The sequence below is a fragment of the Vreelandella sp. EE27 genome (assembly GCF_968206495.1).
The window spans coordinates 3,417,274-3,434,232 of record NZ_OZ309109.1 but is presented as its reverse complement, the minus strand read 5'-3'; the positions used below and the strand labels follow the sequence as shown (position 1 = coordinate 3,434,232).

General features: G+C 61.3%; 18 protein-coding genes. 14 read left to right on the top strand and 4 right to left on the bottom strand.

From position 1 onward, the window contains the following. Window positions 1–171 precede the first annotated feature (171 nt). Together ACWHVV_RS16130 and ACWHVV_RS16125 are read left to right on the top strand one after the other, a co-directional pair. Window positions 172–786, top strand: coding sequence for a TetR/AcrR family transcriptional regulator (locus ACWHVV_RS16130; protein WP_447927126.1), 615 nt, complete (start codon window positions 172–174; stop codon window positions 784–786). Further along, window positions 783–1,469, top strand: coding sequence for a 1-acyl-sn-glycerol-3-phosphate acyltransferase (locus ACWHVV_RS16125; RefSeq protein ID WP_447927125.1), 687 nt, complete (start codon window positions 783–785; stop codon window positions 1,467–1,469). The genes ACWHVV_RS16130 and ACWHVV_RS16125 overlap by 4 nt, the downstream gene beginning before the upstream one ends. A gap of 6 nt (window positions 1,470–1,475) precedes the next feature. Here ACWHVV_RS16125 and ACWHVV_RS16120 read toward each other — a convergent pair whose 3' ends face one another. Further along, window positions 1,476–2,750 (bottom strand): HlyC/CorC family transporter, encoded by a 1,275-nt coding sequence (locus ACWHVV_RS16120; protein WP_447927124.1) that lies wholly within the window; start codon window positions 2,748–2,750, stop codon window positions 1,476–1,478. 82 nt (window positions 2,751–2,832) lie between these two features. Then, window positions 2,833–3,630, bottom strand: a complete 798-nt coding sequence (locus ACWHVV_RS16115) for a cytochrome C assembly family protein (protein WP_447927123.1) — start codon at window positions 3,628–3,630, stop codon at window positions 2,833–2,835. A gap of 296 nt (window positions 3,631–3,926) precedes the next feature. Here ACWHVV_RS16115 and ffh point away from each other — a divergent pair, with 296 nt between their 5' ends. The 11 genes from ffh to ACWHVV_RS16060 all read left to right on the top strand — a co-directional run bounded on the left by ffh (window position 3,927) and on the right by ACWHVV_RS16060 (window position 14,909). Beyond that, window positions 3,927–5,348: a signal recognition particle protein gene (ffh, locus tag ACWHVV_RS16110; RefSeq protein ID WP_447927122.1), complete on the top strand. Its 1,422-nt coding sequence runs from the start codon at window positions 3,927–3,929 to the stop codon at window positions 5,346–5,348. A gap of 300 nt (window positions 5,349–5,648) precedes the next feature. Further along, entirely contained in the window at window positions 5,649–5,897 is a 249-nt protein-coding gene (gene rpsP / locus ACWHVV_RS16105; RefSeq protein ID WP_447530023.1) for a 30S ribosomal protein S16, read from the top strand. Between the two features lie 100 nt (window positions 5,898–5,997). After that, window positions 5,998–6,543, top strand: coding sequence for a ribosome maturation factor RimM (gene rimM, locus ACWHVV_RS16100; protein WP_447927121.1), 546 nt, complete (start codon window positions 5,998–6,000; stop codon window positions 6,541–6,543). 68 nt (window positions 6,544–6,611) lie between these two features. Next, entirely contained in the window at window positions 6,612–7,373 is a 762-nt protein-coding gene (gene trmD, locus ACWHVV_RS16095; RefSeq protein ID WP_447929173.1) for a tRNA (guanosine(37)-N1)-methyltransferase TrmD, read from the top strand. A gap of 139 nt (window positions 7,374–7,512) precedes the next feature. Then, window positions 7,513–7,869: a 50S ribosomal protein L19 gene (gene rplS / locus ACWHVV_RS16090; RefSeq protein WP_447927120.1), complete on the top strand. Its 357-nt coding sequence runs from the start codon at window positions 7,513–7,515 to the stop codon at window positions 7,867–7,869. A gap of 110 nt (window positions 7,870–7,979) precedes the next feature. Further along, on the top strand, window positions 7,980–8,861 hold the full coding sequence (xerD, locus tag ACWHVV_RS16085; protein WP_447927119.1) for a site-specific tyrosine recombinase XerD: 882 nt from the start codon (window positions 7,980–7,982) through the stop codon (window positions 8,859–8,861). Between the two features lie 5 nt (window positions 8,862–8,866). Continuing rightward, on the top strand, window positions 8,867–9,628 hold the full coding sequence (locus ACWHVV_RS16080) for a DsbC family protein (RefSeq protein WP_447927118.1): 762 nt from the start codon (window positions 8,867–8,869) through the stop codon (window positions 9,626–9,628). 84 nt (window positions 9,629–9,712) lie between these two features. Next, complete coding sequence (locus ACWHVV_RS16075) at window positions 9,713–11,029, top strand: homoserine dehydrogenase (protein WP_447927117.1); 1,317 nt, start codon at window positions 9,713–9,715, stop codon at window positions 11,027–11,029. 4 nt (window positions 11,030–11,033) lie between these two features. Further along, window positions 11,034–12,428, top strand: coding sequence for a threonine synthase (gene thrC / locus ACWHVV_RS16070; RefSeq protein WP_447927116.1), 1,395 nt, complete (start codon window positions 11,034–11,036; stop codon window positions 12,426–12,428). Further along, a complete protein-coding gene (locus ACWHVV_RS16065) occupies window positions 12,428–14,236 on the top strand; it encodes a single-stranded-DNA-specific exonuclease RecJ (protein ID WP_447927115.1) in 1,809 nt (602 codons plus the stop codon). The genes thrC and ACWHVV_RS16065 overlap by 1 nt, the downstream gene beginning before the upstream one ends. A 55-nt stretch (window positions 14,237–14,291) precedes the next feature. Then, window positions 14,292–14,909: a YitT family protein gene (locus ACWHVV_RS16060; RefSeq protein ID WP_447530015.1), complete on the top strand. Its 618-nt coding sequence runs from the start codon at window positions 14,292–14,294 to the stop codon at window positions 14,907–14,909. Between the two features lies 1 nt (window position 14,910). On the opposite strand, the gene gstA is transcribed toward ACWHVV_RS16060, so the two are convergent. Then, entirely contained in the window at window positions 14,911–15,507 is a 597-nt protein-coding gene (gstA, locus tag ACWHVV_RS16055) for a glutathione transferase GstA (RefSeq protein ID WP_447927114.1), read from the bottom strand. A gap of 115 nt (window positions 15,508–15,622) precedes the next feature. Here gstA and ACWHVV_RS16050 point away from each other — a divergent pair, with 115 nt between their 5' ends. Next, window positions 15,623–16,516 (top strand): LysR family transcriptional regulator, encoded by an 894-nt coding sequence (locus ACWHVV_RS16050; RefSeq protein ID WP_447927113.1) that lies wholly within the window; start codon window positions 15,623–15,625, stop codon window positions 16,514–16,516. A gap of 80 nt (window positions 16,517–16,596) precedes the next feature. Here the strand turns inward: ACWHVV_RS16050 and ACWHVV_RS16045 are convergent, their stop codons facing one another. Beyond that, the gene (locus ACWHVV_RS16045) at window positions 16,597–16,809 is read right to left on the bottom strand and encodes a hypothetical protein (protein ID WP_447927112.1); all 213 of its coding nucleotides are present in this window, start codon (window positions 16,807–16,809) and stop codon (window positions 16,597–16,599) included. Between the last annotated feature and the right edge of the window lie 150 nt (window positions 16,810–16,959).

Sequence of the window (16,959 nt, the reverse complement as noted above, 5' to 3'; positions counted from 1 at the left end):
CTTATAACCCGTGTTAAATATGCTGGGCGCGGGGCGACAAGAATACGCTAAATGTCGTGCATTAGTATCGAAAACAGTGTTCGATGTGAGGTATCCTGTCTTATATTAACCCTTGCTCAAACTCAAGTGCGTTGAGGCATTCGCCTTTTTGCCTGACCTGAAGAGATCGCCATGGCCCGTCCCCGACAGCATGCGCCCGATACCCTCCATGCGCAGGTCATGCACGTTTGCGACGAGTGGCTGGCCTCGCGGCCTGTCCACGGTTTATCGCTGCGTGCGCTGGCCCGGGACGTGGGGTGCGCGCCGAGTACGCTACTCAAACTTTACGGCAGCTTTAACAATTTATTGCAGCACGTCAACGTGGAAACCCTGGCGCGGCTGCAGCAAACCATCGAGAGTCTGACGGAAGACGAGCCCGAGCCCTGGCTTCGCGAGCTGGCCCACGCTTACTGGCACTTCGCCGAGGCGGGCTGCTACCGCTGGCATCTGCTGTTCGACTACCCCCTGGCCGAAGAGGGCGAGCTCGATCAGCGCCAAAGCGATTTGATCGAGGCGCTATTTACCCAAGTGGAAACTTCGTTAAAACGCTACCAGCCCGCGCTGGATGACATGGAGGCGCGCCGGTTGGGTCGCACGCTGTGGGGCAGTGTGCATGGTCTGGTGCAGCTGGGGCTGAACGAGCGCCTGGGGTACTGGCAGGGCCAGCAGCTCAAGGTCGACGAACTGTTGGATCAGCTAATGAGCACGGTGCTGGCCGGGCTTCGCGCTCAGGGGGCGCCCGCGTGACACGGGTCGTCAAACCGGTGCGCTACGTGCTGCGCTACGCCATCTATATCGCCATGCGGCTGTGCTACCGGCTGCGCGTTCGCGGCCGCGAGCACGTGCCCCGCAAGGGCGCGGCACTGGTGGTGTGCAATCACGTAAGCTTCATGGATGCGCTGGTGTTGGGCGGGGGCAGCCCCCGGCCGCTGCGCTTTGTCATGGACCAGCCGATTTTCGACTCGCCCTGGCTCAAGTGGTGGTTTCTGCTGGTCGGGGCGATTCCGGTCGAGTCCGAGCGGCGAACGCCGGCGGGGCTTCGCCGTACGCTTGAGATGATTAGCGAGGCGCTGCGCGATGGCGAGGTGGTGATGATCTTTCCCGAAGGGCGTTTGACGCCGGACGGGGAGCTGCAGGCCTTCCGGCGCGGTTTGGAAACCATGCTGGCGCGGGACAACGTGCCGGTGATTCCCGCCGGGCTTGCCGGCCTCTGGGGCTCCTGGACGTCGCACTGCGGCGGCAAAGCGCTCAAGAAGTGGCCGTCGCGCTTTCGTGCGCCGGTTCGGCTCACCTTCGGCCCGCCGGTGATGGCCCAGGACGCCGAAGGCGCGGCGCTGCGCCCTTATCTCGAGGCGCGCGTGAAGGCACTCAAGATCGCCGGTGAGCTGGACATCGCCCAGCGCGGCCAGGCCTCGCAGAAAAAGATCTAGACCGGCTTAGCGCCGGGGAAGACGGATCAGCGGCCAGCAGCGCGCCGAGGTGATCAGGTTGTCGCGGATTTCCAGAATTTCCATGCGCGTATTGCCGATTTGCAGCGACGCCGGCCCTTCCGGGAACGCCTCGAGATGCTCCAAAATCAACCCGTTGAGGGTCTTGGGGCCGTCGGTAGGGAGCTGCCAGCCCAGCATCTTGTTGATCTCGCGAATGTTGGCGGTACCTTCGATCACGTGGCTGCCGTCATCCTGCTGATGAATCTCTTCGTCTTCCGAGACGTCGGTGGTGAACTCGCCGACGATCTCTTCGAGAATGTCCTCCAGCGTGACCAACCCTTCCACGTCGCCATACTCGTCCACCACGATGCCGATACGCCGCTTCTGTTTTTGAAAATTCAAAAGCTGCGTGTGCAGCGGCGTCGATTCGGGAATGAAGTAGGGCTCGCGCGCCTCTTGTACCACCGCCGCCTTGGTGACTTCGTCGCGGGAAAGAAAGCGCGCCGCGTTGCGCAGGTGGAGCATGCCGATGATGTTGTTGATATCCCCTTTATAGACGGGCAGGCGGGTGTGCTGGCTGGTACGTATCTGGGCCAGAATATCCTCGAGCGAATCGTCCAAATCGATACCCAGCACCTCGTGACGCGGCACCATGATGTCGTTTACCGTCACGTTTTCGAGATCCAGAATCGACAGCAGCATGGCGCGGTGGCGGTAGGGGATCAGCGTACCCGCCTCGTGGACCACGGTACGCAGCTCGTCCCGGGTCAGGCTGTCACCGCCGCTGTCGACGCTTTTGACCCCGATCAGGCGCAGCAGGCCGTTTGAAACGGCGTTGACCAGCCAGACCAGCGGATAGAGAAGCTTCAGCAGTGGCTCCAGCGCCATCGAGGTCGGGTAGGCGATGCGCTCGGGCTTGATCGCGGCGTAGGTCTTGGGCGTCACCTCTGCGAAAATCAGGATGACAATGGTCAAAAGCGCCGTGGAGATGGCCGGGCCGGACACCTCGCCAAAGAAGTGGATGGCGATGATGGTCGCAATCGATGCCGCCAGGTTGTTGACGAAATTGTTGCCGATCAGGATGACGCCGATCAGCCGGTCGGGGCGGGTCAAAAGGCGCATGACCCGCTTGGCCCGGCGGTCGCCGCTGCCCGCCTGGTGGCTGAGTCGATAGCGGTTGATCGACATCATGCCCGTTTCAGAACTCGAGAAGAAGGCGGATAGCAGTATCAGTAAGGCTAAAAGGCCGAACAGTAATCCCAGCGGGAAATCGTCGCTCAAGTCGAAAGTTCCTTTATGGCGTATCAAGCTCGTTTTTAGAAGCACGTGGGGTGTCTGTCAAGAACACCCCCTCGAGGCCCGGCTAGCGGTTAAGGATTATTTCCAGCACGAACTTACTACCGAAGTACGCCAGGATCAAAAGCAGACAGCCGCCCAGCGTCCAGCGCACGGCGCGCATGCCCCGCCAGCCGAACCGGTAGCGACCGATCAAAAGCGTCGTAAAGATGACCCAGGCGGCGATCGAGAGCACGGTCTTGTGCACCAAATGCTGGGCGAAGAGGTTGTCGAGAAAGATCAAACCGCTTGCAATCGAGAGCGTGAGCAGCACCACCCCTGCCCACACCAGCTCGAATAGCACCCGCTCCATGGTGGTCAGCGGTGGGAGCGACTGCACGATGCCACGAATGTGGTGGTGGCGCAGGGCCTGGTTTTGCAGCCCGACCAGCACGGCTTGAACCGCGGCAATCGCCAGCACCGCAAAGGCCAGCGCCGAGCTTGCCGCGTGCAGTAAAATACCTGGCGTAAGCCCGGTATGGCTTCCCTGGTTGGGAAGCCAGGTGGCGAAAATCAGCGCGACCCCGGCCAGCGGGAAAAGCGCGATACTGGCGTTCAGCACCGGCTTGAATAGGCTTGCGACCAGCACCACGTTCACCGCCACGGCCATCAAAAGCGTCACACTGGTGGAAAAGCCGGGCAAAAGCCCCGGCGTCTCACCCAGTAGCATGACCACGACCGGTATGTGCAGCAAAAGCCCGAATGCGCCCAAAAGGCGCACCATGGCCCGCCGCGGGGGGACCCGGCGGAACAGCGTCATGCCCTGCCAGATGGCCGCGGCAATGTAGAGTACAAAAGCGATGGTGGCGAAAGGTAGCGCCTGCATGATGCTATCCGTGCGCTTCGCGCGCGTAAGGTTAAGAAACGTCGTCGATGACCCGGTTGTCGATTAATACGTCTGGTCGTCGCTAACCAGGTGGTCGATAAACACGTCGTTGATGAACACGGCTAAGAATAATCAGTCAGGCCGAGAGACTAGCGCCTACTATAACCAATCGTAAAGCGTCGCACAGCAGTGTATCGCGAGAAGCCATAGAGACTCGCGCGTTGAGCGCGTATAATCGAACCTACACACGTCCGGCGGCGTCTACGCCCGGCGGCAGCGATAAAGGCAGAGGCCCCATGTTCCAGAATCTGAGCGAGCGTCTTTCCCAGACGCTGAAGTCGATTAAAGGCCAGGCGCGCCTGACCGATGACAACATCAAGGAAACGCTTCGCGAAGTGCGTAAGGCGCTTTTGGAAGCGGACGTGGCGCTGCCCGTCGTCAAGGAATTCATCGAGCGCGTGCGTGAGCGCGCCGTCGGCCAGGAAGTATCCAAGAGCCTCTCGCCGGGCCAGCAGTTCGTCAAGATCGTTCAGCAAGAACTCGAAGCGATCATGGGCGAGGCCAACGAAGGGCTGACCCTTAAAAGCTCCCCCGCCGTTGTGCTGATGGCGGGTCTGCAGGGCGCGGGTAAAACCACGTCCGTTGCCAAGCTTGCCCGCTTTTTGCGCGAGCGCGAGAAGAAGAAAGTGCTGGTGGTGTCGGCGGACGTTTACCGCCCGGCGGCCATTGATCAGCTCGAGACCCTGGCGAAAGAGGTCGAGGTCGACTTCTTCCCGTCGAGCTCGGACCAGAAGCCGGTCGACATCGCGAACGCCGCCATCAAGCACGCCAAAATTCAGTTCCACGATGTCGTGCTGGTCGATACCGCGGGCCGTTTGGCCATCGACGAAGCGATGATGGCCGAGATCCAGGCGCTGCATAAGGCGATCACCCCCGACGAGACGCTGTTCGTCGTCGACGCCATGACCGGCCAGGACGCGGTGAACACCGCCAAGGCGTTCCACGAAGCGCTGCCGCTGACCGGCGTGATCCTCACCAAGGCCGACGGCGACGCCCGCGGCGGTGCGGCGCTGTCGGTGCGTCACATTACCGGCAAGCCCATCAAGTTCATGGGGATGGGTGAGAAAGTCGACGCCCTCGAACCGTTCCACCCGGACCGCGTCGCCTCGCGCATCCTCGGCATGGGCGACATGCTCTCGCTGATCGAGGAAGCCGAGCGCACCGTCGACAAGGACAAGGCCACCCAGCTTGCCAACAAGGTCAAGAAGGGCGACGGCTTCGATCTCGAGGACTTCCGCGAGCAGCTCCAGCAGCTCAAAAAGATGGGCGGCATGGGGGGCTTGCTCGGTAAGCTCCCCGGCATGGGCCAAATGGCTGAAATGGCCCAGGGCCCGGGTCCGGAAAAAGAGATGGGCAAGCTCGAAGCGCTGATCAACTCCATGACGCCCAAGGAGCGCCGCTCACCGGACATCATCAACGGCTCGCGCAAGCGCCGCATCGCCGCCGGCGCCGGTCTTCAGGTGCCGGATTTGAACCGCCTGCTCAAGCAGCATAAGCAGATGCAGAAGATGATGAAGAAAGCCGGCAAGAAAGGCGGCATGCAGAAGATGATGCGCGGCATGTCCGGCATGATGGGCGGCGGTGGCGGCCCCGGTGGGCCCGGCGGTATGGGTGGACCCGGCGGCATGGGCGGCGGCGGTGGGCTGCCCTGGCGTTAAGGCTTGCCTATCAAAAGAGTGTGTCTGGTTGACGCCTTATGAGTTTTCTGGCGGCCAGACTTTCCAAGTTGGCCGCATTTGCGTAGAATGCGGCCTCTTCATGCGTGGGTGTTAGGGCTTTGCGCCAGTCGCGCTGCTTCGATCTGCCCATGAAGTATGGGAAAAACGGTACGTATCAGGCACTTGGGTTTTAGTAACCTCTGTACAGGTAACGCGTACCGGAAACTGCATGATGAGTGTTCTGATGGCGATGTGCGCCATGCTCCACTCTCGTAACCTCAACCGAAGGATAGTTATCGTATGGTTACCATTCGTTTGGCACGTAGTGGCGCCAAAAAGCGTCCCTTTTACCACCTGACCGTGACCGACTCGCGCAATGCGCGTGATGGCCGCTTCATCGAGCGCGTTGGCTTTTTCAACCCGGTTGCCCGTGGTCAGGAAGAGCGTCTGCGCGTAAACCTGGAGCGCGTTGCACACTGGCAGGGCCACGGTGCACAGCTTTCCGGCCGCGTTGCCGAGCTGGTTAAAGAAGCAAGCAAGCAGGCGTAAGTCTGTCGAGAAGTGCCGTATCGAGAAACGCGATGCGGAGACCGAGATACTGTAGTGCTGGATACCCCGGCGCTGGATATAGTAGTAGGAGCGTTGGTGAATGACCCGTGTTGACGCCAGCCAGGTTGACGACGCTCATGTCGTATTGGGTAAGCTGACAAGCCCCCACGGGGTGAAGGGTTGGCTCAAGGTCTACTCCTACACGAATCCGATAGACAGTATTTTGGAGTACCCGGAGTGGTGGGTGCGCCAGGGCCAGACCCTGACGCGTATGCCGGTCATTACGGGGCGTCGCCAGGGTAAGGCGCTGGTGGTGCAGCTCAAGGATATCAATGACCGTACGGCCGCCGAAGCGCTGGCCCAGGCCGAGATCCTGCTGCCCAAAGAAGCCCTTCCCGAACTGGCCGACGACGAGTACTACTGGCACGAGCTCGAAGGCCTACAGGTCTTCACGGTGTCAGGCGAGCGGTTGGGGCAGGTGAGCTACCTGTTTGAAACCGGCGCGAACGATGTCATGGTGGTGCGCGGTGATGAGAACGCCATCGACCGGCGCGAGCGGCTGGTGCCCTTTCTGCCCGATGACGTGGTGCGTGAGGTCGACCTGGGCGAGAGCAAGATGATCGTCGAGTGGGACCCTGAGTTTTGATGATCGATTCGAACATCGATTCCCGCACCGAAACGTCCGGTATGGAAAGTGAGCCGACGGCGCCCGCTATGTGGATCGGCGTGGTATCGCTTTTTCCCGAGATGTTCGAAGCCATTACCCGTCAAGGGGTGGTGGGCCGAGCGGTCGAGCGGCGCCAGATCGCCCTCGAGTTCTGGAATCCGCGGGAGTATGCCACCGACAAGCATCGCAGCGTGGACGACCGGCCTTACGGCGGTGGCCCAGGCATGCTGATGAAGGTCGACACACTGCGCGGCGCGATTGCCGATGCAAAGGCCCAGGGCCAGGCGCGCAATGGTCAGGTGCCCAAGGTGATTTACCTTTCACCTCAGGGGCGAAAGCTTGATCAGAAAGGCGTCGAAACGCTTGTCAACGCGGGCCCTTTGGTCGTGGTTGCCGGGCGTTACGAAGGCATCGACGAGCGCGTGGTGGAGAGTGACATCGACGAAGAGTGGTCGATTGGCGACTATGTGCTAAGCGGTGGTGAGCTGCCGGCCATGGTGTTGATCGACGCGGCGGCAAGGCTGATACCCGGCGTACTGGGGCATCAGGACTCCGCCATCGAAGACTCGTTTAACGACGGCTTGCTGGACTGCCCGCACTATACGCGTCCGGAAGTGATCGACGGTAAGAGCGTGCCCGATGTGCTTTTAAGCGGCCATCACGGCGCCATCAAACGCTGGCGGTTGAAACAGTCGTTAGGCAGAACCTGGCAGCGCCGACCCGATTTATTGGAAGGGCGCGAGCTAAGTGCTGAGCAGCGGCGTCTGCTCGACGAGTTTATCGAAGAACACGCCCAGGCCCACGGGTAGGCCAGGGCGGCGGTGCAGGGCGTAACGCACCTGCGTCACCCATAACGACTCCCGCGTAGCTCGCTTCGAGCGCCGGGATCACGGTTTGCCCCTTCCACCATTGCGTGGCGAACCATTACGTTATTCAGGAGTAAGCAACATGAGCAGTAAAAACAAGGTGATCCAGGCGCTCGAAAACGAGCAAATGAGCAAAGAGATCCCTGGCTTCGCCCCCGGCGACACCGTCGTCGTTCAGGTGAAAGTAAAAGAAGGTACCCGCGAGCGTCTGCAGGCCTTCGAAGGTGTGGTCATCGGTAAGCGTAACCGTGGCCTGAACTCCGCGTTCACCGTGCGTAAAATCTCTCACGGTGTGGGCGTCGAGCGTACCTTCCAGACCTACAGCCCGCTGGTTGACTCTATCGAAGTCAAGCGTCGTGGTGACGTTCGTCAAGCCAAGCTTTACTACCTGCGTGAGCGTAGCGGTAAGTCGGCTCGTATCAAGGAAAAGCTGGCTTAATCGCCGCTTTTCCCGGGCGCCTTGCCGGCGCCTGGATACAAAACCCCGTCACCGCTTTGCGGGGCGGGGTTTTTTTATTGGCGCGCTTCAAAGCCTGGAAACGTTGACCCATGAGCGATATCGACATCTTTCTGGACGCCCTATGGCTCGAGCAAGGCGCAAGCGATCATACGTTAGCGGCCTACCGGCGCGATTTGAGTGCCTGGCAAGCGTACCTGGCTCGCTTTGACGAACCCCTGCTGGCGCCAGAGTCCGGCCGTTTCACCGGGCTACTCGATGAGCGCCAAAAAGCGGGCTATCAGCTACGCAGCAACGCCAGGTTGCTTTCATCGCTGCGTAGCTTTTACCGCTGGGCGCAGCTGCATGGCCATATCGCCCGGGACCCGCTGGCGGATGTGACGCTGCCCCGGGTGCGCCCGAGCCTGCCCAATACGCTGGAAGAGGACGAAGTAGAGCGGCTACTGTTGGCGCCGGATACCGCGACCCCGCTGGGACTTCGCGACCGCACCATGCTGGAGCTGCTTTATGCCTGCGGGCTGCGCGTATCAGAATTGGTTGGGCTCTCGAGCGACGCGGTGAATCTGCGTCAGGGCGTGGTGCGCGTGCGCGGCAAGGGCGATAAAGACCGGCTGGTACCCATGGGCGACGAAGCGATCCAGTGGCTCGAAACCTATATCAAAAACGCTCGGCCGGCGCTGATGAAAGACATCACCCGGCCGGCGCTGTTTCCCGGCCGTGCCGACAAAGCCATGACGCGACAAACCTTCTGGCATCGGATTAAAATTCACGCGATAACGGCCAGCATCACGCGCCCGCTGTCGCCCCATACGTTGCGCCACGCCTTTGCGACGCATTTATTGAATCATGGGGCCAATTTGCGGGTCGTACAGCTGCTACTTGGGCACAGTGACCTGTCCACGACGCAAATTTACACGCACGTTGCCCAGGCGCGCCTGGAGCAACTGCACGCAGATCATCATCCACGAGGTTGAAGACCATGGGTCAACGCACCACGTTCACGGCCGTCGCGCCGCCTTACACGCGCCTTGCTTCACTGTTTTTACTGGGCGCGAGCCTGCTACCCGGGCTCGCTTACGCCAACGCCCAGACCCTTTCCGAGCGCCTCGAGGTCAATGGCCAGCCGATGCCGGTCGAGCAGGTCAACGAGACCCCGATGGACGGCATCTACCAGGTGCGTCTGGAAAACGGCGAGTCTTTTTATGCCAATGAAGACGGCAGCTACTTTTTGGTTGGCGATTTGTACCAAAACGCCGAGCAGGGGCTGGTCAATTTGACCGAGCAGGCGCAGAACCAGCAGCGCGTGGCGGCCCTCGATGAGGTGCCGGAGTCCGAGCGCTTCGTGTATCGCGGCGTGGACGAGCCGCGGGCGACGGTGGTGATCTTTACTGACCCGACCTGCCCCTACTGCGAGCGCCTGCACGAGACCGTGCCGGAGCTCAACGAGCGCGGCATTGCCGTACACTACCTGGCGTTCCCGCGGGCCGGCATGGAAAGCGATGCGGCCACCACGCTTGAAAAAGCCTGGTGCTCGGATAACCGCAGTGAAGCCATGACCCGGGCCCAGCAGCGCGAAACCCTGGCGGGCAGCGTATGCGACAACCCGGTCGGCGAGCAGTACGAGCTCGGCAGGGCGCTGGGCGTGCAGGGAACGCCGGCGATCATTTTGCCCGACGGCCAGATGGTGCCAGGATTTGTACCCCCGGACCGGCTGGTGGGCATGTTAGGCTTGGACGACTAAGCCTGAAAGACGAATAACGCCGCCACGCGTGGCGCACGCCAATTCAAACGTTAAGACGCAGCACGTAGCAAAAGGGGAAGTATTTTGAAACCGGTAAGAGTAGGCCTTTGTGGTTTGGGAACGGTCGGCGGCGGCACGTTCAACGTATTGACGCGTAACGCGGAGGATATCGCCCGCCGCGCCGGCCGGCCCATCGTGATCGAGCAGGTCGCCCATCGCAGTATTCACCCCGACTGCGACATTACCGGCATCAACGCCACCTCGGACGTCTTCGAGGTGGCCACCAACCCCAATATCGACGTGCTGGTCGAACTGGTGGGCGGCTACGACGTGGCCCGGGAGCTGGTGCTCACCGCCATCGAAAACGGTAAACACGTGGTCACCGCCAACAAGGCGTTGATCGCCGTGCACGGCAACGAAATCTTCAAGGCCGCCCACGAGAAGGGCGTGATCGTGGCGTTCGAGGCCGCCGTGGCCGGCGGTATCCCGGTCATCAAGTCGCTGCGCGAGGGCCTGGGCGCCAACCGCATCGACTGGGTAGCGGGCATCATCAACGGCACCGGCAACTACATTCTGACCCACATGCGCGATGAAGGCCGGGCGTTCGAGGACGTGCTCGCCGAAGCCCAGGCGCTGGGTTACGCCGAGGCCGACCCCACCTTCGACGTGGAAGGCATCGACGCCGCCCATAAGCTGACCATTCTGGCGTCTATCGCCTACGGGGTGCCGCTGCAGTTCGACAAAGCCTTCACCGAAGGCATCGCGCGCATCACCGCCGAGGACGTGGACCAGGCGGATAACCTGGGCTACATCATCAAACATCTGGGTATCTGCAAGCGTACCGACCAGGGGCTCGAGCTTCGCGTGCACCCGACGTTGATCCCCAAAGAGCGGCTTCTGGCCAACGTGCACGGCGTCAAAAACGCCATCGCGGTGATGGGCGATGCGGTCGGCCCCACGCTTTACTACGGTGCCGGCGCCGGTGCCGAGCCCACCGCCTCGGCGGTCGTGGCCGACATTCTGGACGTGGCCCGGGATATCACCACCGACCACCACTACCGCGTGCCGTACCTGGCCTTCAGCGGCATCAACGATGACGCGAACCAGCTTCGTATCATGCCGATGGAAGAGATCACCACCGCGTACTACCTGCGCCTTTTGGCGGTCGACCGCCCCGGCGTGCTGGCCCGGGTGGCGACCATTCTGGCCGAGCAGGGCATCTCCATCGAGGCGCTGGTTCAAAAAGAGGCGACGGAAGGCGAGCTCGTACCGATCATTTTGCTGACGCACCGCACCAAAGAGCGCCACATGAACGACGCGATTCGCGAAATCGAAGCGATGGCGGATATCGCCGGTCCCGTGACACGCATCCGCGTGGAGAGTCTGGACGAAGGAGAGTAATCACATGCGCTACATCAGCACGCGTGGGCAGGCGCCCGCGCTCTCGTTCGAAGAGGTCGTGTTGACTGGTATGGCAAGCGACGGCGGGCTTTATGTGCCCGAGACGCTGCCGACCTTCTCGCGGGAAGAGCTGTCCGAGATGGCCGGGCTCTCCTATGCCGAGATCGCCTTTCGCGTGATGAAGCCCTTCGTGGGCGGCGAGATCGATGACGATACCTTTCGCCGCCTGGTGAAGGAGGCCTACGCCACCTTCAGCCACGATGCGGTCGTGCCGCTCAAGCAGCTCGATGCCAACCACTTTTTGCTCGAGCAGTTCCACGGCCCGACGCTCGCGTTCAAGGATGTAGCGCTACAGCTGCTTGGCCGGCTGCTGGATCACTTTCTCGAAAAGCGCGACGAGCGTGCGGTGATCATGGGGGCGACCTCCGGCGATACCGGCTCGGCGGCGATCGAGGGGTGTCGTCACTGCGACAACCTGGATATCTTCATCCTGCACCCGCACCAGCGCGTCTCGGAAGTGCAGCGCCGCCAGATGACCTCTGTGCTGGCCAACAACGTCTTCAACATTGCCATCGAGGGCAATTTCGACGACGCCCAGGCCATGGTCAAGGCGAGCTTCGCCGACCAGAACTTTTTGCAGGGCACCCGGCTGGTCGCGGTCAACTCGATCAACTGGGCGCGCATCATGGCCCAGGTCGTCTATTACGTGGCGGCCGGTGTTGCCCTGGGCGCGCCGCATCGCGAGGTCAGCTTCTGCGTACCCTCGGCGAATTTCGGCAACGTTTACGCCGGGTATACGGCGTACCAGATGGGCCTGCCGGTCAAGCAGTTCATCATCGCCACCAACGCCAACGACATTCTCCACCGCACGCTTGCCGACAACGACTTCTCCAAGAAGGAGCTTGCAGCCACGCTCGCGCCGTCGATGGATATCGTCGTGTCGTCTAACTTCGAGCGGCTGTTGTTCGACGCCTACGAGCGCGACGGGGCCGCGGTGGCCGCCCTTCTGGAGCGATTCCAAACCGAGCCTACCGCGCTTGCCGAGGCGCCGCTTGCGCGGCTGCGCGAAAAATTCGCAAGCTACAGTGTCGACGACGCCACGATTTTGGAAGTGATCCGCGAGGCGCACCACCGTACCGGCGAGATGCTCGACCCGCACACCGCGACCGGCTATCGGGCCGCCGAGCGCGCCCGCGCCGATCAAACCACCCCGGTGGTGACGCTGGCCACCGCCCACCCGGCCAAATTCGCCGAGGCCGTGGTCAAGGCAGGTTTTCAGGGCGTGGCGCTGCCCACGCACATGGATGATCTGCTCGAGCGAGAGGAGCGCTATACGGTGCTTCCCGCGGAGTTGGCCGCGGTTCAGCAGTTCGTCGCCGAGCATCGGCGCACGTATTGATGACCGATTTGAGCGCCGCGCCCACTACGCTGTTACACAACGCCAGCCGTCCTCGTCTCACGCCGCGCCCGGTGGACGAGGCGGTGTACGCCCGGGCCCTGGCCGAGGGGCTCACTGCGCTGCAGGCCAGGCTTTTAGCCTCGCGCCTGCCAGGCTACGAGGCCCCGCTCACGCCGCTGGTCTCGCCAAGCCTTCGCTACCTGGCCCATCCGGAGAAGCTAATGGATGGGCGTCGCGGGGCCGAGCGTATCGCCAAAGCGGTCGCCGAAGGCGAGTCCATCGGCATTTTAACCGACTACGATGTGGACGGCATTACCTCCCACGTAGTGATCCGGCGCACGTTGGTCGAGCTTTTCGGCGTGCCCGAGTACCGGCTTCACAGCCTGATCGGTCACCGTATCAACGACGGCTACGGCATCAGTTTGCCGCTGGTCGAGCGCGCGCTCGCGCTCAAGCCGCTGCCGACGCTGGTCATCACCGCGGATTGCGGCAGCAGCGATGAGCCGCGCATTGCGCGCCTCAAGGCGGCGGGCATCGACGTGGTCGTGAGCGACCACCATGCGCTGCCCCAGCAAGGCCCGCCGGAATCCGCCTACGCCTGTATCAACCCGACGCGAGACGACTGCGATTACCCGGATAAAACCATCGCCGGCTGTATGGTGGCGTGGCTTTTGATGTCGCTGGCCCGGGGCGTGCTGATCGAGTGGGGCGTGCTCAATGCGGCCACCCCCAAGCTCTCGCCCTGGCTCTCCTACGTGGCGCTCGGCACCGTGGCCGACTGCGTGTCGCTCGGCGCTAGCCCCGCCAACCGCGCGGTAGTAAGCCAGGGACTTACGTTGATCAACCGCATGGACGCCGCCTGTTGGCGAGCGATGGCGGCAAGGCTTGGCGCGGATAGCGTGCCGTTCAGCGCCGAAACATTGGCCTTTCAGATGGGCCCGCGCATCAACGCCCGCTCGCGTCTCGACGACCCTTACGCGGCACTTCACTACATGCTGGCCGAAAGCGATGCGGTAGCGAACCGCCAGCTCGAAGTGCTCGACCAGGACAACCAGTCGCGCAAGGCGATCGAAGCCGAAATGGCAGAAGAGGCGAAGCGCCTGGCGGCCTCCGCCATCGAGGCGGATGAACCCGCCGTGGTCGTGTTCGTGGAGGAGGGCCACGCCGGGGTTCAGGGTATCGTCGCCTCGCGGCTGGTACAGGCTTACGGGCGCCCGGCGGTGGTGCTCACCAAAGCCGCCGCGCCCAACATGCTCACCGGCTCCGGGCGCTCGATCGAGGGCCTGCATATGCGCGACGCCCTGCAGCGCACCTTCGAGCTTGCCCCGGACGCGCTACCCCGCTTTGGCGGGCACAGCGGCGCGGCGGGCGTGGGGCTACCGTTTGAGCAGCTCCAGGCGTTCAAGACGGCGTTTTTGCAGGCCGTGACCGAACAGTTGGGCGATGAGCCGCGTTACCCAAGGCTTTTGACCGACGGCACGCTGTCCGCTGCGCAGCTGAGTTTAACGACGCTGGATGAAATCGAGGCCCTGGGCCCTTACGGGCGCGAGTTCGATCCGCCGCTGTTCGAAGGCGCGTTCATCATCGAGTCGCTGCGCCCGGTGGGCGGCGAAGGCGTACACCTGATGATGGAGCTCTCCCAGGGCCCGGTCACCTTGAAAGCGATCTGGTTTCGCGCGCTGACCCCCGGCGAGCTACCTGGCTTCGACGTAGGTGATTCGCTTCACTGCGCGTTCAAGCTCAACCGCAACCGCTGGCGCGGCCGGGAGTCGCTGCAACTGATGGTCGAGCACGCCAGCGTCGTTTAGGCGAGCCCCGTCAGGCCGGGCGTTTACAACCGAATGATAAAAGGATGGATGCCCCATGCGCGTGGAGGATCTTCCCAGCGACCCGCACAAACCCTATGAAGACGTCATGGCGATGCTGCTGGGCACGTTTTTCGTGGCGCTGGGCGTCACCTTCTACACCCAGGCCGTGCTGCTGACCGGCAGTACCGCGGGGCTGGCGCTTTTGCTCAACTACATGAGCGGCTGGGGCTTCGGTGCCTGGTTCTTCGCGATCAATCTGCCGTTTTATTATCTTGCGATCAAGCGGATGGGGTGGAGCTTCACCCTGCGCACCTTCGTGGCGATCGGACTGGTATCGCTGTTCGCCGAGCTGACCCAGCAGTGGGTCGCCTTCGAGCGCGTGCCCTCGCTCTATGCCGCGCTCATGGGCGGGGCGCTGATGGGCATCGGGATGCTGATGCTCTTTCGCCACCGCACGAGCCTTGGCGGCATCAATATTCTTGCGCTCTACCTGCAGCAGCGCCACGGCTGGCGGGCGGGCTACGTGCAACTGGGCATCGACGGGGTGATCCTGCTGGTCGCGCTGACCCAGCTGCCGCTGGACCGGGTGGCATTCTCGGTGCTGGGGGCGGTTACGCTGAACCTCATCATCGCGCTCAACCACAAGCCGGGGCGCTATATCGGGGTGAGTTGATTTAGGCGGCTTCAATGGCCAGCGCGGTCTTCACCGCTGGTCTCTCAGCGATTTGCTTCATGTAACGAAGAAGCGATGGCCATTGAACCAGCTCGATGTGAAAGCGACTGCACCAGCGTAAAACCGTGAAAAGATAGGCATCGGCAGAGCTAAACGTATCTCCCATCAAGTACTCTCTTTGCTCCAGAACGCTTTCAAGGTAGTCGATTCGACGCGCGGTTTTATCCCGAAACATCCGTTGGGCAGCCTCAGGTAAATCGGCGTTGAACAGAGGTGCCAGCCCTGCATGTAGTTCGCTGTTGATAAAAGCAAGCCACTCCTGGAGGCGATAGCGTGTCAGGTGAGGAGCCGTCGAGCGTTGAAGAGCGGCCGTATCGACGAGATACGTTAGTATGACCGGCGCTTCAGTGAGCACTGTGCCATCGTCAAGTTCTAGGGCTGCGACATATCCCTTGGGATTGATCAACCAGAAGTTGCGCTGATCCTCAGTCAACTTGGTGACATTGTCGACACGCACGAGTTCAACGTTAGTTTCTAGTTCACGGCACATGATATGCGAGGCCAGTGAACAAGCATCTGGGGCGTAGTACAGTTTCATGTCAATTCCTGAATGGCGGTAAAATTATCTAACTAGCGTATTGGCAAGTGTGCTGAAGGTGCTCGTGGCTGTTAAATTAATATCTCATTAATGAGGTATTAGTTGAGCTAATGGCATGATGAACTTATCTCACTGGCGTTTAGTGATCGCCATTGATAGAACAGGCAATATTTCCAATGCGGCCGAGCGTGTAGGTATGACGCAGTCAGGAGCCAGTCAGGCGCTGGCTCAGCTCGAAAAAACACTCGGTGGCAAACTGTTCACTCGTAATCGTCAGGATGTGACGCCGACTGCATTGGGTGAGCAGATCCTCAAGCATGCGCAGGACATGTTGGAGAGCTTCAATGCCATCCGTACTCTTGCGGATGATCGCCAAGGATTGGAGGGGGCAAGCGTGCGGATCGGCTGCTTCCCCTCCATCATTACGACGCGTTTAGTCAGTCACTTGGCGAGATTTCGCCAACGTTACCCTGGGATCGACATCACTCTCCTGGAGGGAAGTGATAGTGAAGTGGATGCTTGGCTGGAGAGTGGCACGATTGATCTGGGCGTCACGCTAAATCCGTCTGCTGATCGACATGCACTCATGCTGGGTAGCGATGCCTGGGTAGTGCTGGTCCCTAACGCACATCCGATGGCGCGCCGATCAAGCGAGCTCGGAATCGACTTCGCATCGTTAACGCCGCAGCCCTATATTCATGCAACGGGCGGCTGTCATATCAATGGTGTGCGTCTGGCTGAAGAGGCCGGGCACCAATTCGCCGATATCCGCGTAGAGTTACAAGATTGGGCAAGCGCCTGCGCGCTGGTCAGAGAAGGCATGGGGGTTGCCATAGTGCCCGAGTCCGTTCTACCAAAGCAGACAAGCGGTCTTCGCCATTACCCTTTGTCACCTCACGTTTATCGATACTTTGGCTTGGTTGCTAGACGTTTTCCCGAGGTTAGTAAGGCAGTTGAGGCATTCTGGCAGCATATGGTCCATTCCCTTGATACAGGGAGGGTCAAGTGAGGCCATGCGTCTTCAACTCATCCAAAACCACCAGGCGATCAGGGCGATCAGCAAAACGCCGGTTAGATTCACCAATACGCTCATGACGGCTCCCTGGCGGTGGGGGTGAAGCGGCGTAACCGACTGGCGTTGCCGACGACGGTCACGGAGGAGAGCGCCATCGCGGCCCCGGCGATGATCGGTGAGAGCAGCATGCCGGTCAGTGGGTAAAGCGCGCCGGCGGCGATGGCAAGGCCGACATCCGCCTGGGCCAGCGCCGAGGCGTCGTTGATGCCATCGCCTACCATACCCATAATTTCGCCTACCTGCTTTAAACGCTCAACATCGGAGTGCTTATCCTCTGGTCTCAGGCTAGCTTCGAACGTTGCAATAACTGCTTTGCGGGCAAATTGCCGCGGCGCTATATCGATTATTACCTGTCAGCATGACCACTTTCAGGCCAT

Bases quoted from the DNA above. Each gene is read 5' to 3' on its own strand.
- rplS (WP_447927120.1), top strand. From the start codon at position 7,513: ATGAGCAGTAAAAACAAGGTGATCCAGGCGCTCGAAAACGAGCAAATG.
- gstA (WP_447927114.1), bottom strand. From the start codon at position 15,507: ATGAAACTGTACTACGCCCCAGATGCTTGTTCACTGGCCTCGCATATC.
- ffh (WP_447927122.1), top strand. From the start codon at position 3,927: ATGTTCCAGAATCTGAGCGAGCGTCTTTCCCAGACGCTGAAGTCGATT.
- ACWHVV_RS16045 (WP_447927112.1), bottom strand. From the start codon at position 16,809: ATGGGTATGGTAGGCGATGGCATCAACGACGCCTCGGCGCTGGCCCAG.
- ACWHVV_RS16115 (WP_447927123.1), bottom strand. From the start codon at position 3,630: ATGCAGGCGCTACCTTTCGCCACCATCGCTTTTGTACTCTACATTGCC.
- rimM (WP_447927121.1), top strand. From the start codon at position 5,998: ATGACCCGTGTTGACGCCAGCCAGGTTGACGACGCTCATGTCGTATTG.
- xerD (WP_447927119.1), top strand. From the start codon at position 7,980: ATGAGCGATATCGACATCTTTCTGGACGCCCTATGGCTCGAGCAAGGC.
- ACWHVV_RS16050 (WP_447927113.1), top strand. From the start codon at position 15,623: ATGATGAACTTATCTCACTGGCGTTTAGTGATCGCCATTGATAGAACA.
- ACWHVV_RS16080 (WP_447927118.1), top strand. From the start codon at position 8,867: ATGGGTCAACGCACCACGTTCACGGCCGTCGCGCCGCCTTACACGCGC.
- ACWHVV_RS16060 (WP_447530015.1), top strand. From the start codon at position 14,292: ATGCGCGTGGAGGATCTTCCCAGCGACCCGCACAAACCCTATGAAGAC.
- thrC (WP_447927116.1), top strand. From the start codon at position 11,034: ATGCGCTACATCAGCACGCGTGGGCAGGCGCCCGCGCTCTCGTTCGAA.
- trmD (WP_447929173.1), top strand. From the start codon at position 6,612: ATGTGGATCGGCGTGGTATCGCTTTTTCCCGAGATGTTCGAAGCCATT.
- ACWHVV_RS16065 (WP_447927115.1), top strand. From the start codon at position 12,428: ATGACCGATTTGAGCGCCGCGCCCACTACGCTGTTACACAACGCCAGC.
- rpsP (WP_447530023.1), top strand. From the start codon at position 5,649: ATGGTTACCATTCGTTTGGCACGTAGTGGCGCCAAAAAGCGTCCCTTT.
- ACWHVV_RS16130 (WP_447927126.1), top strand. From the start codon at position 172: ATGGCCCGTCCCCGACAGCATGCGCCCGATACCCTCCATGCGCAGGTC.